This is a genomic window from Caulobacter segnis (assembly GCF_003243465.1).
In the GTDB taxonomy this organism is placed as follows: Bacteria; Pseudomonadota; Alphaproteobacteria; order Caulobacterales; family Caulobacteraceae; genus Caulobacter; species Caulobacter segnis_A.
This window is the reverse complement of the sequence record NZ_QFQZ01000013.1, coordinates 14,381-33,566: the sequence shown is the minus strand read 5'-3', so window position 1 is coordinate 33,566 and position 19,186 is coordinate 14,381. Positions and strand designations below refer to the sequence as shown.

18 protein-coding genes are annotated in these 19,186 nt (G+C 69.1%); 12 read left to right on the top strand and 6 right to left on the bottom strand.

The window, feature by feature from the left end; genetic code table 11:
* Positions 1 to 135 precede the first annotated feature (135 nt).
* The 5 genes from DI526_RS06265 (at position 136) to DI526_RS06245 (ending at position 7,125) form a co-directional block, all read left to right on the top strand.
* Positions 136 to 1,143 (top strand): nitronate monooxygenase family protein, encoded by a 1,008-nt coding sequence (locus tag DI526_RS06265; RefSeq protein ID WP_304275501.1) that lies wholly within the window; start codon positions 136 to 138, stop codon positions 1,141 to 1,143.
* Between the two features lie 92 nt (positions 1,144 to 1,235).
* Positions 1,236 to 1,973: a DUF2793 domain-containing protein gene (locus DI526_RS06260; RefSeq protein ID WP_304275498.1), complete on the top strand. Its 738-nt coding sequence runs from the start codon at positions 1,236 to 1,238 to the stop codon at positions 1,971 to 1,973.
* Positions 1,974 to 2,308: 335 nt separating this feature from the next.
* Positions 2,309 to 2,884, top strand: coding sequence for a TMEM165/GDT1 family protein (locus tag DI526_RS06255; RefSeq protein ID WP_304275495.1), 576 nt, complete (start codon positions 2,309 to 2,311; stop codon positions 2,882 to 2,884).
* A gap of 168 nt (positions 2,885 to 3,052) precedes the next feature.
* Positions 3,053 to 6,649 (top strand): hydantoinase B/oxoprolinase family protein, encoded by a 3,597-nt coding sequence (locus DI526_RS06250; RefSeq protein ID WP_304275492.1) that lies wholly within the window; start codon positions 3,053 to 3,055, stop codon positions 6,647 to 6,649.
* Positions 6,649 to 7,125 (top strand): low molecular weight protein-tyrosine-phosphatase, encoded by a 477-nt coding sequence (locus DI526_RS06245; RefSeq protein WP_304275489.1) that lies wholly within the window; start codon positions 6,649 to 6,651, stop codon positions 7,123 to 7,125. Before DI526_RS06250 ends, DI526_RS06245 begins: the two co-directional genes overlap by 1 nt.
* A 2-nt stretch (positions 7,126 to 7,127) precedes the next feature.
* On the opposite strand, the gene DI526_RS06240 is transcribed toward DI526_RS06245, so the two are convergent.
* The 4 genes from DI526_RS06240 to DI526_RS06225 all read right to left on the bottom strand — a co-directional run bounded on the left by DI526_RS06240 (position 7,128) and on the right by DI526_RS06225 (position 9,487).
* A complete protein-coding gene (locus DI526_RS06240; protein ID WP_304275486.1) occupies positions 7,128 to 7,619 on the bottom strand; it encodes a hypothetical protein in 492 nt (163 codons plus the stop codon).
* Positions 7,620 to 7,762: 143 nt separating this feature from the next.
* Positions 7,763 to 8,410 carry a DUF1190 domain-containing protein gene (locus DI526_RS06235; protein ID WP_304275483.1) on the bottom strand — a complete coding sequence of 216 codons (648 nt, stop codon included), beginning with the start codon at positions 8,408 to 8,410 and terminating at the stop codon, positions 7,763 to 7,765.
* A gap of 10 nt (positions 8,411 to 8,420) precedes the next feature.
* A complete protein-coding gene (locus DI526_RS06230; protein WP_304275481.1) occupies positions 8,421 to 8,834 on the bottom strand; it encodes a DUF350 domain-containing protein in 414 nt (137 codons plus the stop codon).
* Positions 8,835 to 8,845: 11 nt separating this feature from the next.
* Positions 8,846 to 9,487, bottom strand: a complete 642-nt coding sequence (locus DI526_RS06225) for a DUF2491 family protein (protein WP_304275478.1) — start codon at positions 9,485 to 9,487, stop codon at positions 8,846 to 8,848.
* Positions 9,488 to 9,643: 156 nt separating this feature from the next.
* On the opposite strand from DI526_RS06225, the gene DI526_RS06220 reads away from it, so the two are divergent.
* From DI526_RS06220 to pelA, 4 genes are all read left to right on the top strand, one after another.
* Positions 9,644 to 10,315 carry a YjfI family protein gene (locus DI526_RS06220; protein ID WP_304275476.1) on the top strand — a complete coding sequence of 224 codons (672 nt, stop codon included), beginning with the start codon at positions 9,644 to 9,646 and terminating at the stop codon, positions 10,313 to 10,315.
* A gap of 25 nt (positions 10,316 to 10,340) precedes the next feature.
* Positions 10,341 to 11,093 carry a PspA/IM30 family protein gene (locus tag DI526_RS06215; protein ID WP_304275473.1) on the top strand — a complete coding sequence of 251 codons (753 nt, stop codon included), beginning with the start codon at positions 10,341 to 10,343 and terminating at the stop codon, positions 11,091 to 11,093.
* Complete coding sequence (locus DI526_RS06210) at positions 11,093 to 12,256, top strand: glutathionylspermidine synthase family protein (RefSeq protein WP_304275470.1); 1,164 nt, start codon at positions 11,093 to 11,095, stop codon at positions 12,254 to 12,256. The genes DI526_RS06215 and DI526_RS06210 overlap by 1 nt, the downstream gene beginning before the upstream one ends.
* 130 nt (positions 12,257 to 12,386) lie before the next feature.
* Positions 12,387 to 13,694 carry a pectate lyase gene (gene pelA / locus DI526_RS06205; RefSeq protein WP_304275467.1) on the top strand — a complete coding sequence of 436 codons (1,308 nt, stop codon included), beginning with the start codon at positions 12,387 to 12,389 and terminating at the stop codon, positions 13,692 to 13,694.
* 3 nt (positions 13,695 to 13,697) lie between these two features.
* Here pelA and DI526_RS06200 read toward each other — a convergent pair whose 3' ends face one another.
* The gene (locus DI526_RS06200; RefSeq protein ID WP_304275464.1) at positions 13,698 to 14,453 is read right to left on the bottom strand and encodes a copper homeostasis protein CutC; all 756 of its coding nucleotides are present in this window, start codon (positions 14,451 to 14,453) and stop codon (positions 13,698 to 13,700) included.
* Positions 14,454 to 14,508: 55 nt separating this feature from the next.
* On the opposite strand from DI526_RS06200, the gene DI526_RS06195 reads away from it, so the two are divergent.
* From DI526_RS06195 to DI526_RS06185, 3 genes are all read left to right on the top strand, one after another.
* A complete protein-coding gene (locus tag DI526_RS06195) occupies positions 14,509 to 15,537 on the top strand; it encodes a N(4)-(beta-N-acetylglucosaminyl)-L-asparaginase (protein ID WP_304275460.1) in 1,029 nt (342 codons plus the stop codon).
* A gap of 77 nt (positions 15,538 to 15,614) precedes the next feature.
* Complete coding sequence (locus tag DI526_RS06190) at positions 15,615 to 16,478, top strand: dienelactone hydrolase family protein (protein ID WP_304275457.1); 864 nt, start codon at positions 15,615 to 15,617, stop codon at positions 16,476 to 16,478.
* 64 nt (positions 16,479 to 16,542) lie between these two features.
* The gene (locus tag DI526_RS06185) at positions 16,543 to 18,522 is read left to right on the top strand and encodes a TonB-dependent receptor (protein WP_304275454.1); all 1,980 of its coding nucleotides are present in this window, start codon (positions 16,543 to 16,545) and stop codon (positions 18,520 to 18,522) included.
* On the opposite strand, the gene DI526_RS06180 is transcribed toward DI526_RS06185, so the two are convergent.
* On the bottom strand, positions 18,519 to 19,175 hold the full coding sequence (locus tag DI526_RS06180; RefSeq protein ID WP_304275453.1) for a lipopolysaccharide assembly protein LapB: 657 nt from the start codon (positions 19,173 to 19,175) through the stop codon (positions 18,519 to 18,521). The genes DI526_RS06185 and DI526_RS06180 overlap by 4 nt on opposite strands.
* Positions 19,176 to 19,186: the final 11 nt, after the last annotated feature.

The window sequence follows — 19,186 nt, the reverse complement described above, 5'->3', positions numbered from 1 at the left end:
TATTGTTTTTGATCGTGATGCGCCCCTGCCGCTACGGCCGTCAAGCCTTGCGCGGGCGCCAAACGAGCGTTTAAGCTGAACGGTGATCATATATTTCGGCGCTCAAGCCGATCTCCAAAGGGGAGAACCTCGCCCATGGCCCTGCCGCCGATCCTGCGCGACCGTCTGCGCCTTCCGGTCATCGCCTCGCCGCTGTTCATCATCAGCAATCCCGACCTGGTGATCGCCCAGTGCAAGGCGGGCATCGTCGGCTCGTTCCCGTCGCTGAACGCGCGCCCGATCTCGCAGCTGGACGAATGGCTGGCGCGGATCACCGAGGAGCTGGCCGCCTACGACAAGGCTAACCCGGACGCCCCCTCGGCGCCTTTCGCCGTCAATCAGATTGTCCACAAGACGAACAACCGGCTCGAGGAGGACATCGAGCTGTGCGTCAAATACAAGGTTCCGGTGGTCATCACGTCGCTGGGCGCGCGCGAGGACCTGAACCAGGCGATCCATTCCTACGGCGGCATCACGCTGCATGACGTGATCACCGACCGCTTCGCCCGCAAGGCGATCGAGAAGGGCGCCGACGGCCTGATCCCGGTCGCGGCCGGCGCCGGCGGCCACGCCGGCACGCTGTCGCCCTTCGCCCTGATCCAGGAAATCCGCCAATGGTTCGACGGGCCGGTCGCGCTGTCGGGCTCGATTGCCTGCGGGCGCTCGATCCTGGCCGCCCAGGCCATGGGCGCGGACCTGGCCTATATCGGCTCGGCCTTCATCGCCACCGAGGAGGCCAACGCGGTCGAGGGCTACAAGCGCGCCATCGTCGAGGGCCAGGCCGACGGCATCGTCTATTCGAACCTGTTCACCGGCGTGCACGGCAACTACCTGCGCTCGTCGATCGTCGCCGCGGGCCTGGATCCCGACAACCTGCCGCAGAGCGATCCGTCGAAGATGAGCTTCGGCTCCGGCGGCAACCAGGAGGCCAAGGCCTGGCGGGACATCTGGGGCTCGGGCCAGGGCATCGGCGCCATCAAGGAGGTGCTGCCGGCCGCCGAACTTATCGCACGTTTCTCGGCTGAGTACGAGCAAGCCAAGGCCGAACTGGCGGCCAAGACGGCGCTTACCTCCGGAAATCACTTGGCTTTCGCCGCCGAATAGACGGGCGTTCGACGGGGACGGAGATGCGTCCGTCCCCGGCTTCGACGGCGGCGTGATGCTGGGAGCGTCTTCCATTGCTCCCGGAGCCGCCCATGTTCGACGACGTCACGCCCCGCCTCGGCCTGCCCTATGTGGTCGCCGCCCAGGCCCAGAAACACATCCCCATCAACGAGAGTTTGGCCCGGCTGGATGGCCTCGTCCAACTGGCGGTAGAGACCCGCGGCGTCACCGCTCAGCCGGCCAATCCGGTCGCGGGCGGCGTCTGGATCCTGCCGTCCAGCGCCACGGGCGCGGCCTGGGCCGGCCAGCCCGCCGGAACCCTGATGCGCTTCGAGGCCGGCGCCTGGGAGCCGCTCGCGCCCGCCGAGGGCGTGCTGGCATGGGTCAAGGACGAGAACCAAATGGTCGCCTTCGACGGCGCCGCCTGGACCCCCCTGTCGGCGACGTTCCGCAGCCTGACCGCCGCCGCCTCCCCGAGCCTCGCCAACACCCGGCTGGAAATCCTGGAGCAGGAGGTGACCCTGTCGGGCGCCTCGACCGCGACCAGCATCGTGATCCCGAGCCGCGCGATCGTGCTGGCGGTCTCGACCCGAACCACGGTCGCGATCACCGGCGCGGCCGCCTACAACTGCGGGGTTTCGGGCGAGGCCAGCAAGTTCGGCGGCTCGCTGGGCGTGGCCAAGAATTCCAGCAACATCGGGGTGGTGGGACCGACGGCTTACTATGCCGACACGCCCGTGGTGCTGACGGCGGTCGGCGGCAACTTCGTCGGCGGCAAGGTGCGGGTGGCGATCCACGTCATGCGTTTCGACGCGCCGGCCTCTGTTTGATCCCTCCCCCTTGATGGGGGAGGGCAGGGTGCGGGTGATCTACGGCCGGTGTGGCTGAGCCGCCGCTCCACCCCCAACCCCGACCTTCCACCATCAAGGGGGAAGGGAGATTGACCTAGGCCCCCTCAGCCGCTAAACGCCCCTCACCTTTGGGGAGTAGCCGCCCGCGCCTATCAGCGGGCCCCGCCGTCAACACACTTGGTTCTCTGGACCATGGCGCGGGGAAGGGAAGCGGACTTCAAGCTTCCTTGGCGAGACCAATGGCGCCGATCTCTATCCGGGCCGGGTGGGGCATCGACGCTATTGGCATGCGCCCGGCCCGGAGGACTATTTCAGTGGAAGCCCTGCTCGTCTCGACCCTGGTCGTGGCCATCGCCGAGATCGGCGACAAGACCCAGCTGCTGGCCATCATCCTGGCCACGCGGTTCAAGAAGCCTGTCCCGATCATCATGGGCATACTGGTGGCGACGCTCGCCAACCATGCGCTCGCCGCTACGGCGGGCTACTGGGTGTCGGACTTCCTGAGCGGCGCCTGGTTCAAGTGGGCGATCGCCATTTCGTTCATCGCCATGGCCGCCTGGGCGCTGATCCCGGACAAGGCCGACGACGAGGAGGGCCAGAGCGCCGGACGCTATGGGGTGTTCCTGACCACCACGATCGCCTTCTTCCTGGTCGAGATGGGCGACAAGACCCAGATCGCCACCGTCGCCCTGGGCGCCAAGTTCCACTCGATCGCCTGGGTCGCCGCCGGCACCACGATCGGCATGATGCTGGCCAATGTCCCGGCCGTGTACCTGGGCGAGGCGGCGACCAAGGTCGTGCCGCTGAAGTATGTGCGCATTGGCGCGGCGGTGATCTTCCTGTTGCTGGGCCTGTGGCAGGCGGCGGAGCTGCTGGGGGTTCTGAAATAGCGTTACCCCGTGTCATCCCGGCTGAAGCGCAGCGGAGAGCCGGTATCCAGGGGCCGCTTGCACCGCGGCTTGTCACCCCCTGGGTCCTGGATAGCCTCTGCGAGGCTTCCGGGATGACACGGGTGACAGAGGCGTTATGACGGGTGCGCGAAGGGAGCCGCTCACCTCATGACCGCCACCGACCGACAGCCGCGCGGCTGGGAATTCTGGATCGATCGCGGCGGCACGTTCACCGACATCGTGGCGCGGCGGCCGGACGGGTCTCTGGTCACCCACAAGCTGCTGTCGGAGAACCCCGAGCACTACGCCGACGCCGCCGTGGCGGGCGTCCGAGCGTTACTGCCGGATGGTGCGACGATCGACGCGGTCAAGATGGGCACCACCGTCGCGACCAACGCCCTGCTCGAGCGCAAGGGCGAGCCGACCGTCCTGGCGATCACCCAGGGCCACGCCGACGCCCTCCGGATCGGCTACCAGGCGCGTCCGAAGCTGTTCGAGCGCCATATCGTCAAGCCCGAGACCCTTTACGATCGCGTCGTCGAGATCGCCGAGCGGATCAGCGTCGAGGGCGAGGTGCTACGGCCGCTGGACGAGGACGCCGCGCGGGCCGGGCTGCAAGCCACCTACGAGGCCGGATTTCGCGCGATCGCGATTGTGCTGCTGCATGGCTTCCGCTTTACGGATCACGAGGCGCGGGTCGCGGCCATCGCGCGCGAGGTCGGCTTTACCCAGGTCTCGGCCAGCCACGAGGTCAGCCCGCTGATGAAGCTGGTCGGGCGGGGCGACACGACGGTGGTCGACGCCTACCTGTCGCCGATCCTGCGCCGCTACGTCGACCAGGTCTCGGGCGCGCTGGGTCCCGACACGCGCCTTTTGTTCATGCAGTCGAACGGCGGCCTGACCGACGCACGGGCCTTCCGGGGCAAGGACGCGATCCTGTCGGGCCCCGCGGGCGGCGTTGTCGGCATGGCGCGGACGGCCGCGGAGGCGGGATTCGAGCGCGTGATCGGCTTCGACATGGGCGGCACCTCGACCGACGTCTGCCACTATGCCGGCGACTACGAGCGGGCGTTCGAGACGGTCGTGGCCGGTGTGCGCATGCGCGCGCCGATGATGAACATTCACACTGTGGCGGCGGGCGGCGGCTCCATCTGTTCGTTCGACGGCGCGCGCCTTCGCGTGGGGCCGGCCTCCGCTGGCGCCGTGCCCGGACCGGCCGCCTATCGCCGAGGCGGGCAGCTCACGGTCACCGACTGCAACGTCATGCTGGGCAAGCTGCGGCCGGAGTTCTTCCCGAAAGTATTTGGCCCCAGCGCCGACCAGACGCTGGATGTCGAGGCCGTGGCGCGCGGGTTCGAGGCGCTGGCGGCGGAGATCGCGGCGGCGACCGGTAAGGCCATGACGCCCCAGGAGGTCGCCGAGGGCTTCGTCACGATCGCCGTCGAGAACATGGCCAAGGCCGTGCGGCAGATCTCCATCCAGCGCGGCTACGACGTCACCCGCTATGTGCTCGCGTGCTTCGGTGGCGCGGGCGGCCAACACGCCTGCCTGGTCGCCGACGCCTTGGGCATGAACAAGGTGATGATCCACCCGTTCGCGGGGGTGCTGAGCGCCTACGGCATGGGCCTGGCCGACCTGCGCCTGATCCGCGAGGAGACGGTCGAGCGGCCGCTCGACCACGCGGTCGACCTCCCGGCGCGCGCGGCGACTCTCGCCGCCGAGGCCGAGTCCGCCTTGCGGGCGCAGGACGTGCCGATGGCGTCGGTGGAGACGCTCGCCAGCCTGCGCGTGAAGTACGCCGGCACGGACACGCCGCTCGTGGTCCCCTTCGGCGACGCCGCCGCCGTCCGCGCGACCTTCAATGACCTGCATCAGCGACGCTTCGGCTTTACGTCGCCGACGACGCCTTTGGTGATCGAGACGCTGTCCGTCGAGGCGATTGGACGCTCGGACGCCGGCTCGGAACCGGATTTTGAGTCTGGCGCGTCCAAGGGCGGCGAGCCGATTGCGACGGTCGAGGCCCGCATGGCTGCCGTGCTTCACGCGACCCCCGTCTTCGATCGCGCGGCCCTGCCGGTCGGCGCGGACATCCTTGGCCCCGCGATCATCCGCGAAGCCACCGGCACCACCGTCGTCGAGCCCGGCTGGCGCGCCACGGTGGACGCCAGGCTGAACCTGATCCTCGACCGCGTCGTCGCCCTGCCCGCCCGCAAGGCGATCGGCACGGACGCCGATCCGGTGATGCTGGAGGTGTTCAACAATCTCTTCATGGCCGTGGCCGAGGAGATGGGCTTCGCCCTGCAGAACACCGCCTATTCGGTCAACATCAAGGAGCGGCTCGACTTCTCCTGCGCCCTGTTCGACCGGGACGGAAACCTGATCGCCAACGCCCCGCACATGCCGGTGCATCTGGGCTCGATGGGCGACAGCGTCCGGGCGATCCGCGACGCGAGGCTTTCCGACGGACGCGGCATGAAGCCCGGCGACGTCTACATGCTGAACGCGCCCTACAACGGCGGCACGCACCTGCCGGACGTCACGGTGGTCATGCCGGTGTTCGACGCGGCAGGGGCTCTGCTGTTCTATGTCGCCGCGCGCGGGCACCAGGGCGATATCGGTGGGATCACGCCGGGCTCCATGCCGCCGAACAGCCGAACGGTCGAGGAGGAGGGCGTCCTGATCGAGAACTTCCTGCTGGTCGAGGGCGGTCGGTTTCGGGAGGCCGAGACCCGCGCTTTGCTGGCGTCAGGCCAGTGGCCGGCGCGCAATCCCGATCAGAACATCGGCGACCTCAAGGCGCAGATCGCCGCCTGCGCGCGGGGCGCCGAGGCCCTGACCGCCCTGGTCGCCGAGTTCGGTCAGGACGTCGTCGAGGCCTACATGGCCCACGTCCAGGACAACGCCGAGGAGGCTGTCCGTCGGGTGCTGGCGACGATGAGGAGCGGGTCGTTCCTTTACGAGCTCGACGATGGCTCGGTGGTGAGGGTCGCGATCCAGGTCAACCCGGAAGCCCGCTCGGCCCGCGTCGATTTCACCGGCACGAGCGATCAGGTCCCGACCAACTTCAACGCCCCGGCCTCGATCTGCCGGGCGGCGGCGCTCTACGTGTTCCGCACGCTCGTCGACGACGAGATCCCGATGAACGACGGCTGCCTGCGGCCGGTCGAGCTGGTCATTCCGGAAGGCTCGATGCTGCGGCCGCGCTATCCGGCGGCGGTGGTCGCGGGCAATGTCGAGACCAGCCAGGTCGTGGTCGACGCCCTCTACGGCGCGCTGGGCGTGATGGCGGCCGCGCAGGGGACGATGAACAACTTCACCTTCGGCGACGCGCGGCGGCAGTATTACGAGACCATCTGCGGGGGCTCAGGCGCGGGGCCGGACTTCGACGGGACCGACGCCGTCCAGACCCACATGACCAACAGCCGCCTGACCGATCCCGAGGTGCTGGAGGCGCGCTATCCGGTATTGGTCGAGGCCTTCTCGATCCGGCGCGGCTCCGGCGGCGAAGGGACGCATCGCGGCGGGGACGGCGTTGTGCGCAAGATCGGCTTCCGAGAACCGATGACCGTCACCTTGCTCTCCAATCGCCGCCGGGTCCCGCCGTTCGGACTGGAAGGCGGCCAGCCCGGCGCGCTTGGCGCGGCGCGGGTCGAACGCGCCGGCGGCGGCGTCGAGCCCATGGCGGCCACGGACCTGGTGCGAGTCGGCCCGGGCGACGCTATCGTGATCGAGACGCCGGGCGGCGGCGGCTGGGGAAGAGCTTGATGGCGAAGGCGTCGGTTCTGTTCGTGTGCCTGGGCAACATCTGTCGCTCTCCGCTGGCCGAGGGGGCGTTCCGGGCCGAGGCGCAGCGGATGCGTATGGACGTCGTCGTCGACTCGGCCGGCACTGGGGGCTGGCATGCGGGCGAGCCGCCAGATCCTCGTGCGATCGCCGCCGCGCGTCGCCATGGCGTCGACATCGCTCGCCAACGCGCCCGCAAGGTGACCAAGGACGACTTCCGCAGCTTCACCCACATCTACGCCCTGGACGAAACCAATCTCAGCGGTCTTCGGGCCCTGGCGCCGCAGGATGCGACGGCGGAGCTGGCCTTGCTGCTGGACCTGGTGCCGGGGCATGAGGGCAGGGCGGTCGCGGACCCCTATTACGGCGACGCCAGCGACTTCGACGTCACCTGGCGCGATGTCGAGATGGCGGCGCGGGCCCTGGCGCAGCGGCTGGCGCATCAGGGCTACCGGTAGGATCAGTGTAGCGTCGGCCGCTTGGTCCTGGCGTATTCCGGCTCCTCGAACCGAACGGGCAGGGTCAGCGCTTCCTGCGCCAGCGCCATGTTGAGGAAGCGCGCCGTCACGATCACCGACTCCGGCGCGATCACCAGGCTCTCAAGAAGGCGCCCAGCGATCTCCGGCGAGGCGGGGCAGATCCCGCACGCCGTCACGAGACGCTGCTCGTCCTCGGCATAGCCTTGCCGCCCCGGCGCGGCGACGCACAGGGGACGGCGGACCTGACCTTCGATCGTCGTCATCATCAGGATGAAGGCGGCGGCGACGCGGGGCGAGATGAGGGCGCCGGCCTCGCGCGACAGCCGCTCGCCTGGCTCCTGGCCCAGAACCCGCGCGGTCACCCACTGCCGTAACAACCACAGCAGCACGCGCTCGCCACGCGTCAGGGCCGGCGGACCACACTCATCGACAGAGGCGTGGGACAGGGGATCGGGGAAAAGGTCGGACCGCACGCCGGAAATCTCCTCGCCGAGCAGGGGGCCGACACCCGCCCTGGCGAACCGACTTCGGTGAGCGGCCCGACGCGTTCTTGCGAACACTTCTCAACTAAACGGGATGTCTAGTTGCGAGTCAATCGCAAAGATGTCGAGCCGCTCTAACCGCCGAACCCGCCCTTGAAGCCGCCGCTGTGGGCGTAGCTGCGTCCGCCGCCGAAGCCGCCGCGCGAGACGACCGAGGTGCGAGTCTGGACCTTGGGCGGGGCGTTACGGATGGCGTCCGGCGGGTCGATGCTCTCGCGCGTGATGACCGTGCGGCCGGTGCCGTAGTCGCGGCCGAGGCGCCCGCCCCAGGTCGAGTAGTAGCCGCCGCCATAATCGTCGTTGCGTCGATAGAGACCGGTGCCGCGATAATAGTCGCCGCCGTCCAGCATCCGGCCAATGACAAAGCCCGCCAGCAGGGGCGTGAAGAAGCTTCCGCCGCCGGCCTCGCTGCGCGGCACGCAATTGCCGGCGCCATAGACGTCCTCGCAGGAGGCGCGGGCTTCGTAGCGCGGGGCGTTCTTGGCGTCGTCCTTCTGGGCGGCCGCCCAGGAGGTGTCGCATTGCTGGTCCGAGACCTCGTTGGCGGCCTTGCACTCTTCGAGCGACTTGTAGCTGAAGGCCTCGACCTGTTCGCCGCGATTAGGGTCCCAGCCGGCCTGGGCGCCGGGGCTTGGGTCGTCGCAGCCCGCCAGGGTGAGGCTGGCCGCGCCGGCCAACATCGTGGTCAGCTGCAGCGAGGCGGAGCGCTTGCGGGGGCTCATGACGCGGTCCTCACGCGGTCATGCAGGCGGCGTTCAGCACGCCGACCGCGATGGAGATACCCGCCAGATAGACGCCGATCGAGGTCTCGCCGTTCTCGATCCGCGCCTTGACGTCGGGCAGGGCGACCAGGCGCACGCCGGTGAAGGCGGCGATCTGGATCACGCCGGCCAGGGTCGCCCAGGCGGCGAACTCGGGCAGGCTGACCGTGTGGCTCAGCGCCGAGGCGAGCGGCAGGACATAGCCGATCAGCGCGCCCGCCAAGGCGATGGCGGCGGCCAGGTTGCCCTGCCGGATCAACGCCTTCTCGCTATAGGGCGTCACCCACTGGTAGACGTATTTGAAGGCGATGGTGAACAGGCCGGCGGCCACGAAGGCCACCAGGAACGCGATCGCTCCGTCCTGGAACGCCGTGAAGTCGAACATCGGCCTCTCCCTCAAGCCTTGAACTCGGCCACCGTCAGCGGCAGGCCGATCATCGTCTCGTGTGTTACGTCGCCGTCTTGGGGCTCCGCCGTCAACGCCAGCAGCAGCTCGCGACCTTCGCCGCCGGAAAGCTCGCGATAGAATAGCATGGTGGTCTGGAAGAGCCGCCGGTCCGGCGCCGCGCCCTCGCGGTTGTAGTAGACGTCTTCCCACAGGGTGACCGGATCCTGGCGCTCGGCGTCCTCTCCGAACCAGAAACGGCGATACTCCGGCAGGCCCTCCGCCTGGAAGGTGCGGGCGCGCAGGCGCTCGCCCCACAGGTCGCGATCGGCGCGGTCGGCCGGGTACTCGCTGGACCACGGGACAAACACCGTGAAGTCGTTGGCCCGCTGGCCCTCGCGATCGTCCGAGACGACCTGGAACAGGATTTCGTCGTCGGTATAGAAGCGGTGCACGAACGCGCCCTCGTTCAGCTGGATCAGGCCCTGGGCCGTAATTTCCAGCGTATCGCGGTCCAGGGCGAACTTCGCTTCGCCGCTGAAGCGCCGCCAAGCCAGCGGGTCCAGGACCACCGTCCGGCCAATGGTCACGTTGCGGATGACGGGCAGGGCGGGACGCTGGGCGTCCTTCCTGCCGAAAAGCTTTCCGAACATCGTGGTTCGCGGGCCCTCGAATCCCTGGCCGGCATGCCTAAGTGAGCGGCGTCGCCAGCTCTACCTCGGGACGCGCTTGTCCCTCGATCAAGTCCGGCGCAGGATGACGTCGAACGGCGTCTTGTCAAGCGTACATGTTATGCGTACATGTAACGCATGCCTGCCAAACCGACGAGAGGCGCCCAGGCCGCCGAAAGGACCCGTGCGTGGCGAGAAGCCCGTCGGCAAGCCGGCTTCGTGAAGATCGAGGTCTGGGCTCCGGCGGCTTGCAAGCCCGACATCCTCTCGGCTGTCCAGGCCATCGTCGTGGAGTCGGCCCGCGGGCCGGCGCTGAAGACCAACCCCAACCCTCCCAAGGGCGTCAGACACATGGACTCCGTTATCGACATCGCCTGGACCATTCACAGCCTGCGTGACGGGCTGGTGGAAAGCGCGCTGGTGCGCGAAGGCGAAATGACCGTCACCGTGGTCGAGGGCGTCGAGCCCGTGCTGCTGGTCGTGATGCACGAATTCGGTGACCTGCCGATCTATGTCAGCGGCGGCGGGCTTCAGCTGGTGGTCTCGACTCTCCTGTGGCCCTGCGACGAACAGAACGACCGCGCGGCCTTCAACGAATTCCTGCTCAAGGCCCAGAAGATCGTGCCGCTCTCGAACTTCGGCATCACCAGCGTCGAGGGTCGCGACTATTACGAGCTGATGGGCGAGATCTCGTCCAAGACCACCCTGCAGACCCTGATCATCGAGCTGCGCACCCTGGCCGACAACGCCATCGCCGCCGCCAGCGATCTGCGCGACAACTTCGAAAAGAGCCGCGGCGCGGCCGCTTAAAGAACAGAGACCTGGAGACCTTCGAATGTCGATCTGGAGCAAGCTCTCGGCGCTCTTCCGCGGCACGGCCCACGACGGCGCGCAGACCATCGTCGACGCCAACGCCCTGCGGATCCTGGATCAGGAAATCCGCGACGCCGACAACGCCCAGGGCAAGGCCCGGGACGAACTGGCCAAGCTGGTCGCCCGACGCCGGTCCTTGGAGACCGAGGTCGGGGGCCTGACCGACCAGATCCGCAAGTACGAGGCTTCGGCCCGCGCGGCCATGGGCAAGGGCGACCAGGCCCTGGCCCTGGAAGTGGCCCAGCGCATCGCCGATCTTGAAAAGGACGCGACCCAGAAGTCGACCCAGATGACCGAGCTGCGCGCCGCCGAGGAAAAGCTGCGCACGGTCATCTCGCAAACCGACGCCAAGGTCGAGGCGCTGCGCCGCGAGATCGAGATCGTCAAGGTCAACGAGAGCGTCCAGAAGGCCCAGGCCGCGGTGATCTCGCGCTCGGGTTCGGCCAGCGGCGTGGTCGGCTCGGCCGCCGACAGCCTCAAGCGCATCAAGGAGCGCCAGGCCGTTCGCGAGGAGCAGTTCCGCCTGCACAACGAGTCCGAGGAGCGCAAGACCGGCGCCGATCTCGACGCCAAGCTGGCGGCGGCGGGGATCCTGCCGGGCGGCGGCGGGGCCGAGGACGTGCTGGCCCGCCTGATGGCGCCCAAGGACGAGGCTCTGCCCGCGCCGATGCTGGCCATCGAGGACAAGGTCAGGGCCGGCTCCAAGGACGCCTGATGCGCCGTCTTACCCTGACGCCTCGGCCGGACTGGAAGTCCCGGGCCGAGGCCGTCGGCTTCACCTGGCATCACGCCGACGGCCGTCGCTACTGGGACGAGCGGGCGGCCTACGCCTTCACGCTCGAGGAGGTCGAGGGCCATCTGGAGCCCGCGACCGAGGCGCTGCACAAGCTGTGCCTGGACTTCGTCGAGGAAGCCGTTGGCAGCGACGCCTTGATGGCCAGGCTCCAGATCCCGGAGGCCTCTCGTGATGTCGTCGCCGCCTCGTGGACGGCGCGCGATCCGTCGCTCTATGGCCGCTTCGACTTCTTTTACGATGGGGCGGGGCCGCCCAAGCTCTACGAGTACAACGCCGACACGCCGACCAGCATCTATGAGGCGGCGGTGTTCCAGTGGCTGTGGCTGGAAGACCTGATCCAGCGCGGCGCGTTGCCGGAGAGTACGGACCAGTTCAACAGCCTGCACGACCAGTTGGCCGAGCGGTTCAAGACGATCTTCCCGAACGGCGGCTTCGTCCACTTCGCCAGCGATCCGGACTTCGTCGAGGACCGCCAGACGGTGCGGTTCCTGGAGGACATGGCGCGGTTGGCGGGGCTGGAGCCCAAGTTCGTGCCGACGACGGAGATCGGCCTCGACGCCGACGGCCGCTTCGTCGACCAGGACAACTACCTCATCGGGGCGATGTTCAAGCTGTACCCCTGGGAGGACATGCTGCGCGAGCCGTACGCGGCCAACATCGCCGGCTCCAAGACCCAGTTCATCGAGCCGCCGTGGAAGGCGCTGTTGTCGAACAAGGCGCTGCTGCCGCTGCTCTGGGAGCGCCACCCGGGCCACCCGAACCTGCTCGAGACCTATTTCGACGACGATCCCAAGGTCGAGCGCCTGGGGTCGAGCTACGCCCGCAAGCCTCTGTTCAGCCGCGAAGGCGCGAACGTCGAGCTGTGGACCAACGGCCGCAAGGGGCGGGTCCTGGACCAGGGCTACGGCGCTGAGGGCTGGATTCGCCAGGAACTGAAGCCGCCGCCGAAGTTCGGCGCGAACTATCCCGTGGTCGGCTCGTGGGTGATCGGCGACCAGCCCGCAGGCATTGGCGTGCGCGAAGACCGCGGGCGCGTGACGCGCGACCGCTCGCGCTTCGTGCCGCATATCATCGAAGGCTAACCCCTTCCGATCTCCCCGGCGTTCGCCGGGGAAGTCGGGACGTGGAGGTTCCCTCCGGCTAGGAAACCGGTATCATTCCTGTGAGACAAGGCGTCCGCGCGTGAAGACGCCTCTCGGGGAGAGATGTTCGATGACCTGCCGCGCGGCCGCCCTTGGCCTGCTTCTGTCCGCCAGCCTGCTCGCCGCGCCCGCCTTCGCTGGCGTCATCGGGAAGAACGTTCCGGCCCAGCCGATCACCGCCGAGCGGATCGCCCAACTGCCACCGCCCCAGCAGCCCGCCTGGAAGGCCTATCTGGAGCGCTCGGTCGCCCAGGAGAAGGCCGATCGCGCCGCGCTTGCCGCCGAGCTGAACCCTGGCCAAACCCCGCCGCCGCCTCCGCCGACCGGCCATGGGGACGGCGGCATGGTCCTGGACAAGGACCCGGCCTGGTACGGCTCGGCCGAGGCGCGCCACATCGCCGACGTGATCGTCAGCTTCCAGACCCCGGCCGGCGGCTGGAGCAAGAACCAGGACCGGACCGGCGCGCTTCGTTTGCCGGGCCAGCCGTGGGCTTCCGACAATAACTCCAAGTACTTGACCGAGAACGACTTCGACGCCGCGCGCGATCCGAAGTGGGGCTATGTCGGCACGCTGGACAACAACGCCACGATCACCGAGATGCGCTTCCTGGCCAAGGTCGCGCGCCAGACTCCGGGCCCCGAGGGCGAGGCCTATCGCCAGAGCTTCCTGAAGGGCGTGCGCTATCTGCTGGCCGCGCAGTTCCCGAACGGCGGCTGGCCGCAGGTCTGGCCGCTGGAGGGCGGCTATCACGACGCGGTCACCTTCAATGACAACGCCGTCTCGGAGGCGGCCTACCTGCTGACCGAAGTGGCCGAGGGGATTGCCGACTTCGCCTTCGTACCCGCCGATCTGCGCGCCAAGGCCGGCGCGGCGGCCAAGAAGGGCCGCGAGGTCATCGTCGCCGCCCAGATCCGCGTCGACGGCAAGCCGACGATCTGGGGCCAGCAGGCTGATCCCTTCACCTTGGCGCCGGTCGCCGGCCGCAACTTCGAGCCGCCGGCCCTGGCGACCGGTGAGAGCGCGGACCTGCTATTCTACCTGATGCAACTGCCCGACCCGACGCCGGCCGAGGTCGCCGCCGTCCATGCCGGGGTCGCCTGGCTGCGCAAGGCCGCGATCGTCGGTTTCGAATGGACCGGCAAGGGCGAGCCCGACGGGCGCCGTCTGGTCGAGAAGCCCGGCGCGGGGCCGATCTGGGCGCGTTACTACGACACCAGCGGCAAGCCGGTCTTCGGCGAGCGCGACAAGACCCTGCGCGACAACGTCAATGAGCTCTCGCGCGAACGTCGCGACGGCTATTCCTGGTACGGAACCCAGCCGGCCAAGATCATTCGGCTCTACGAGACGAAATGGGCGGCCAAGCACCCGCCGAAGTAGGTCTCAGAAGTCGCGCAAGATCCGCGCGACCTCGGCCACGGCCGCCTGGTCGGTGTCCTGAAGCGTGGGCGGCACGAAGCCCATCGCGCCGAGCTTCGAGGCCGGATCGGCGCCTGGGCGAGGCCCGCCGAACGAGCCGTGCACCTCGCGCACGCCGGTGCGCCGGACCAGGTCGGCGACGTTGGAAACCCGCACCCCCGCGCCAGCCAGGACGCTGATGCGGCCGTTGGCTTGAGCGACCAGGGCGGCGATGCGCTCGGCGCCCGCCAAGGCGCTGATCGCGCCGCCAGACGTCAGCACGCGCTCGAAACCCATCTCAATGGCGATTTCCAGGGCGGCTGACTGGTCCTCCACCAGGTCGAAGGCGCGATGCAGGGTCATGCCCAGGCCCTGCGAATGATCGACGAGGGCGCCCAGCACCTCGAGGTCCAGCTCACCGTCCGGCCGACTGGCGCCGATGCTGACCCCAGCCAGGCCGTAGGTGCGAACAGCGTCAATGTCGCGCTTCATCGCGTCCAGGTCCCGCGCGTCGTAATAGAAGTCACCGTTGCGCGGCCGGATCATCGGATAGACCGGGATCGGCGACTTGGCCGCCAGCGCCATCAGGCCGGGGGCGGGCGTCAGGCCCTGGAGCGTCAGGCCCGCGCAAAGTTCGATCCGATCCGCCCCGCCCGCGATCGCCGCCGCCAATCCGGCGGGCGTATCCACACAGACTTCCAGCAGGACGCGCCCTTTCACAACACGATTGGCGTCGGTCATGGTCTCTCTCTCCGGCCGTGTTACGGATTCGGCGGTCTTCTTGGAGCACAGCGGCATGATGAATCGTAGAGGCCTAATCGGCGCGAGCCTCGTCGGATCGGCGATGATCAGCGGGCGCGCAGCGGCGGCGGGCGAGGGCGTGCGGCTGGACGGTCCCTGCGTGATCTCGACCTGGGACTTCGGCGTCGCCGCCAACCAGGCCGCCTGGGCCGTGCTCTCCAAGGGCGGCCGCGCGCTGGACGCCGTCGAGGCTGGGGCGCGCGTGCCCGAGCAGGACCTCAAGAACCACAGCGTCGGCCGCGCCGGCTATCCCGACCGCGACGGCCATGTCTCGCTGGACGCCTGCATCATGGACGAGCTTGGCAACTGCGGCTCCGTCGCGGCGCTTGAGCATATCGCCCATCCGATCTCGGTCGCCCGCCGAGTCATGGAGAAGACGCCGCACGTCATGCTGGTCGGCGCTGGCGCGCTGCAGTTCGCCCTGGAGCAGGGCTTCCCGCGCGAGGAGCTGCTGACGCCGGAATCGAAGGCCGCCTGGGAGGCCTGGAAGAAGGACGCCAAGTACCAACCCAAGGCCAACAGCGAGGTCGGCGATTACGGCAAGACCACTGGCCAGCTCGGCACGCCTGGCGGGGCGGGCAATCACGACACCATCGGCATGCTGGCCATCGACGCCAAGGGGAACATCTCCGGCGCCTGCACCACCAGCGGCATGGCCTGGAAGATGCGCGGCCGCGTGGGCGACAGCCCGATCATCGGCGCGGGCCTCTATGTCGACAACGAGGTCGGCGGCGCCACCTCGACCGGCGTCGGCGAAGAGGTGATCCGCAATGTCGGCAGCTTCCTGGTCGTCGAGCTGATGCGCCAGGGCCGCTCGCCCGAGGCCGCGTGCCGCGAGGCGGTCGAGCGCATCCTGAAGAAGAAGCCCCAGGCCAAGGATATCCAGGTCGGCTTCCTGGCGATCAACAAGAAGGGCGAGGTCGGGGCCTGGGCGATCCAGTCCGGCTTCAGCTACGCCCTGTGCGACGGGCGCAAGCAGGACCTGCTTTTGCCGGGCAAGGCGACCTACGCGTCCGGCGCCTGACACGCCTCGTAAAGTGGATAGGCGAACGGAGAACGCGGTTATAGCGTGCGCGCCAAGATCATCCGGAGGAGACCGCCATGTGCGATGACGATATCCACCAAGGCCTGGTGCACGACCCCAGCGTTTCCCGTCGCGCCTTCGGCCTGATGACCGTCGCCCTGACCGGCGTCGCCACTATGGCCCGCGCCGACGAGACGGTCGTGGAGAAGGATGTCGAGATCAAGACGCCGGACGGGACCGCCGACGCCGCGCTGTTCTATCCGAAAGCCAAGGGCAAGTATCCGGCCGTGCTGCTGTGGCCGGATGTGATGAGCCTGCGGCCGGTGTTCCGCGACATGGGCCGCCGCTTGGCCGCGGCCGGCTATGTCGTGCTGGTCCCCAATCTCTATTGCCGGGTCCAGAAGGCGCCGGTGATCCAGGGCAGCTTGAACTTCGCCAATCCGGAGGACCGGGCCAAGCTGACGCCGATGCGCGCCACGGTGACGCCGGAAGGCACCGCCAAGGACGCGGTCGCCTATCTCGCCTTCCTCGACGCCCAGCCCCAGACCAACACGGCCAAGAAGGCCGGCGTGCAGGGCTATTGCATGGGCGGTCCGTTGTCGTTCCAAACCGCGGGAGCCGTCCCGAACCGCATCGGCGCCGTCGCCTCGTTCCACGGCGGCGGCCTGCTGACCGACAAGCCGGACAGCCCGCACCTGTTGCTGCCCAAGACCAAGGCGGCCTATCTGATCGAGATCGCCGACAACGACGACAAGCAGGACCCGACCGTGAAGGACAAGCTGAAGGCCGCCTTCGCCGAGGCCAAGCTTCCGGCCCAGGTGGAGGTGTTCGCGGGCGCCAACCATGGTTGGACCGTCAAGGGCAGCCAAGTCTACAACGAGGCGGCCGCCGAGACGGCGTGGAGCAATCTTCTGGCGCTCTACAAGAAAGCGCTGGGCTAAGCGGAACGATGGCGGACGGCGGGGGCTTTGGCTAAACCCTGCCGTCCGCTGCTTCGAGGTTTCCGTGCCGCTCGACACCCCGCCGACCCCAGTCTCCGCCGTGGTTATCGAGGCGCCGAGACTGCCGCCGCTGGCGGGGCAGGAGGCCTTTTCCACCGCGACCTATGACGCGGCGCAGCTCAGCGCTTCGGCGCGGCTCGACGATGTCCTGAAGACCACGCCGGGCGTCTCGCTGTTCCGGCGCACCGGCAGCGACGCGGCCAATCCCACGATCCAGGGTCTGTCCCTCCGATCGGTGGCGCCGTCGGGCGCGGGCCGCGCGCTGGTGACGCTGGACGGCGCGCCGCAGAACGATCCGTTCGGCGGCTGGGTGATCTGGACGGCCTTGCCGGGGGAGGGTCTGTCCGGCGCGACCATCGTACGCGGCGCGGGGGCGGGACCTTATGGCGCGGGCGCCCTGACCGGCGTCGTCGCTTTGCGCGAGCGCGCGGCGGGCGGCGGCCTTTCCAGCCTTTCCGTGCAAGCCGGCGAGCGCGACAGCTGGCGCGCCGCGGGGACTTTCGGAACCGATCACCTGCTACTGATCGCCAGCGGCTCGCGCACCGACGGCTATCGCCCCGTGCGCGGCGCGGCGGCGGGCGCGGCCGATGTCCCTACGACCTTGGAGGACGGCTCCATCGCCGCCCGGGTCCAGGGCAAGGTCGGCGGCGTGCGCTGGGCCGCGCGGCTCGGCGCGTTCCAGGAAAAGCGCGGCGCGGGCCTGTTCGGCGCCAAGTCCAACGCGACGGGAAGCTCGCTGGCCATGACTCTGGCGACCGACCGCTGGCGGGTCCAGGCCTGGGCGCGGTCCAGCGACCTTGAGAACACCTCGGCCGCCGTCGCCGCCGGACGGACTGGAACGACGCCGGCGAATGACCAGTACTCCACACCCGCCAGCGGCTATGGCTTGAACGCCGCCTGGCAAGGCAAGGATGGCGACTGGTCCTGGGAGCTCGGCGCCGACGTCCGGGCGGCCGAGGGGCGCACGAACGAGCGCTTCCGCTACCAGAACGGCGCCTTCACACGGCAGCGGACCGCGGGCGGCCGGACGCTGGTCGGCGGCGTCTATGCCGAGGCGAGCTACAGCCGGCCGGACTTCTCGCTGACGGGCGGCGCGCGGCTGGACGGCTGGCGCTCATATCACGGCGTCCGGCGCGAGCGGGACGCGGCCACGGGCGCTCTGACGCTCGATGCGCCCGTGGCCGACGCCTCCGGGACGACGCCGACGGCCCGCGCTGGGGTCCGCCAGCGCCTGGCCGGCGACACTTGGATCCGCGCCGCGGCCTATGCCGGCTTCCGCCCGCCGACCTTGAACGAACTGCATCGCCCGTTCCGTGTCGGCAATGACGTGACCGAGGCCAACGCCGCCCTGAAGCCGGAGACGCTGTACGGCGTCGAGACCGGGCTCTCGGGCGAGGGGGCGGTGCGCTGGAACCTCGGGCTCTTCTACAATCAGGTCCAGGACCCGATCACCAATGTCACGGTCGGCGTGGGACCCGGGACCTTCCCCGTCGCCGGCTTCATCCCGGCGGGCGGCGTGCTGCGCCAGCGGCGGAACGCGGGCGAGATCAACGCCTATGGCCTGGAGGGCGACGTCGCCGCCGATCTGTCGCCCGCCTGGCGCGTGCGAGCGGCCTTCTCGGCGACCCACGCGCGTGTGGATGGCGGGCCACTGGCGCCGCAACTGACCGACAAGCGCCCGGCCCAGGCGCCGGCCTTGACGGTCACGGCGGGCGTTCGCTGGAGACCGATCGAGCGGCTGAGCCTGGACGCCGACGCGCGCTTCGAGAGCAAGCGCTACGAGGACGACCTCAATCAGCGAACGCTGAAGGCCGGGACGAGCCTGGACCTCCGCGCCGGCTGGTCGCTGTCGCCGACCTCCGAGGTCTACCTGGCCGCCGACAACGCTCTGAACGCGGACCTCGCCGTCGCCCAGACGGCCGACGGCGTGACCAGTTTCTCGGCGCCGCGCACCGTCTATCTGGGCTTCGCCCTGCGCCGCTAGCGGAGCTTGGCCTGGGCTTCGGTCAGCAGAGCCTGGGCCTGAGCCTTGCGGCCCTTGTCGGCGACCTCGTGGCCCGGACGGGCGGGCGCGGCCAGCGCCTTCTGCAGGGCCTTGGTCGCGCCGGCATAGTCCTTCTGACGCATCAGGAAGTCGCCGTAGAAGAAGTTGGAGTCGACGCCGTTCGGATTGACAGCCAGGGCCTTCTGTAGATAGCCGCGCGCCTTGCCGGCGTCGCCGAAGCCGACCGGAAAGCCGGGCACCTGGGCGTACAGCGAGCCGAGGCTGGTATAGACCGAGCCGTCGCCCAGCGCCGCCGGGTTGATCTTCTCGGCCTTCTCCAGGAGGGACTTCGACTCTTTGGCGAGCGCCAGGCCGCCCAGGCCGCCCTTGGCGCCGGCCTCGGTGGCCTTGGCGATGGCTTCCCAGACCAGCGGTTCGGCGCGGTTCGGGTTCTGGCGGGCGAGGGCGTCGGCCTCGGCCGCGACCTGGGCGGCGGCGGCGGCCTGGGCGCCCTTGTCGGCGATCTCGTAGTTGGCGTGGGCCCAGCTCCGCGATAGGGCGTCGATGCGGCCGTCCAGCGCGTCGGCGTGGGCCGCGCCGGCCAGCAGGGCGGCAGCGAGGCTGAGGGCGAACAGGGTGGGTGTCTTGGTCATGGCGAGTTCCG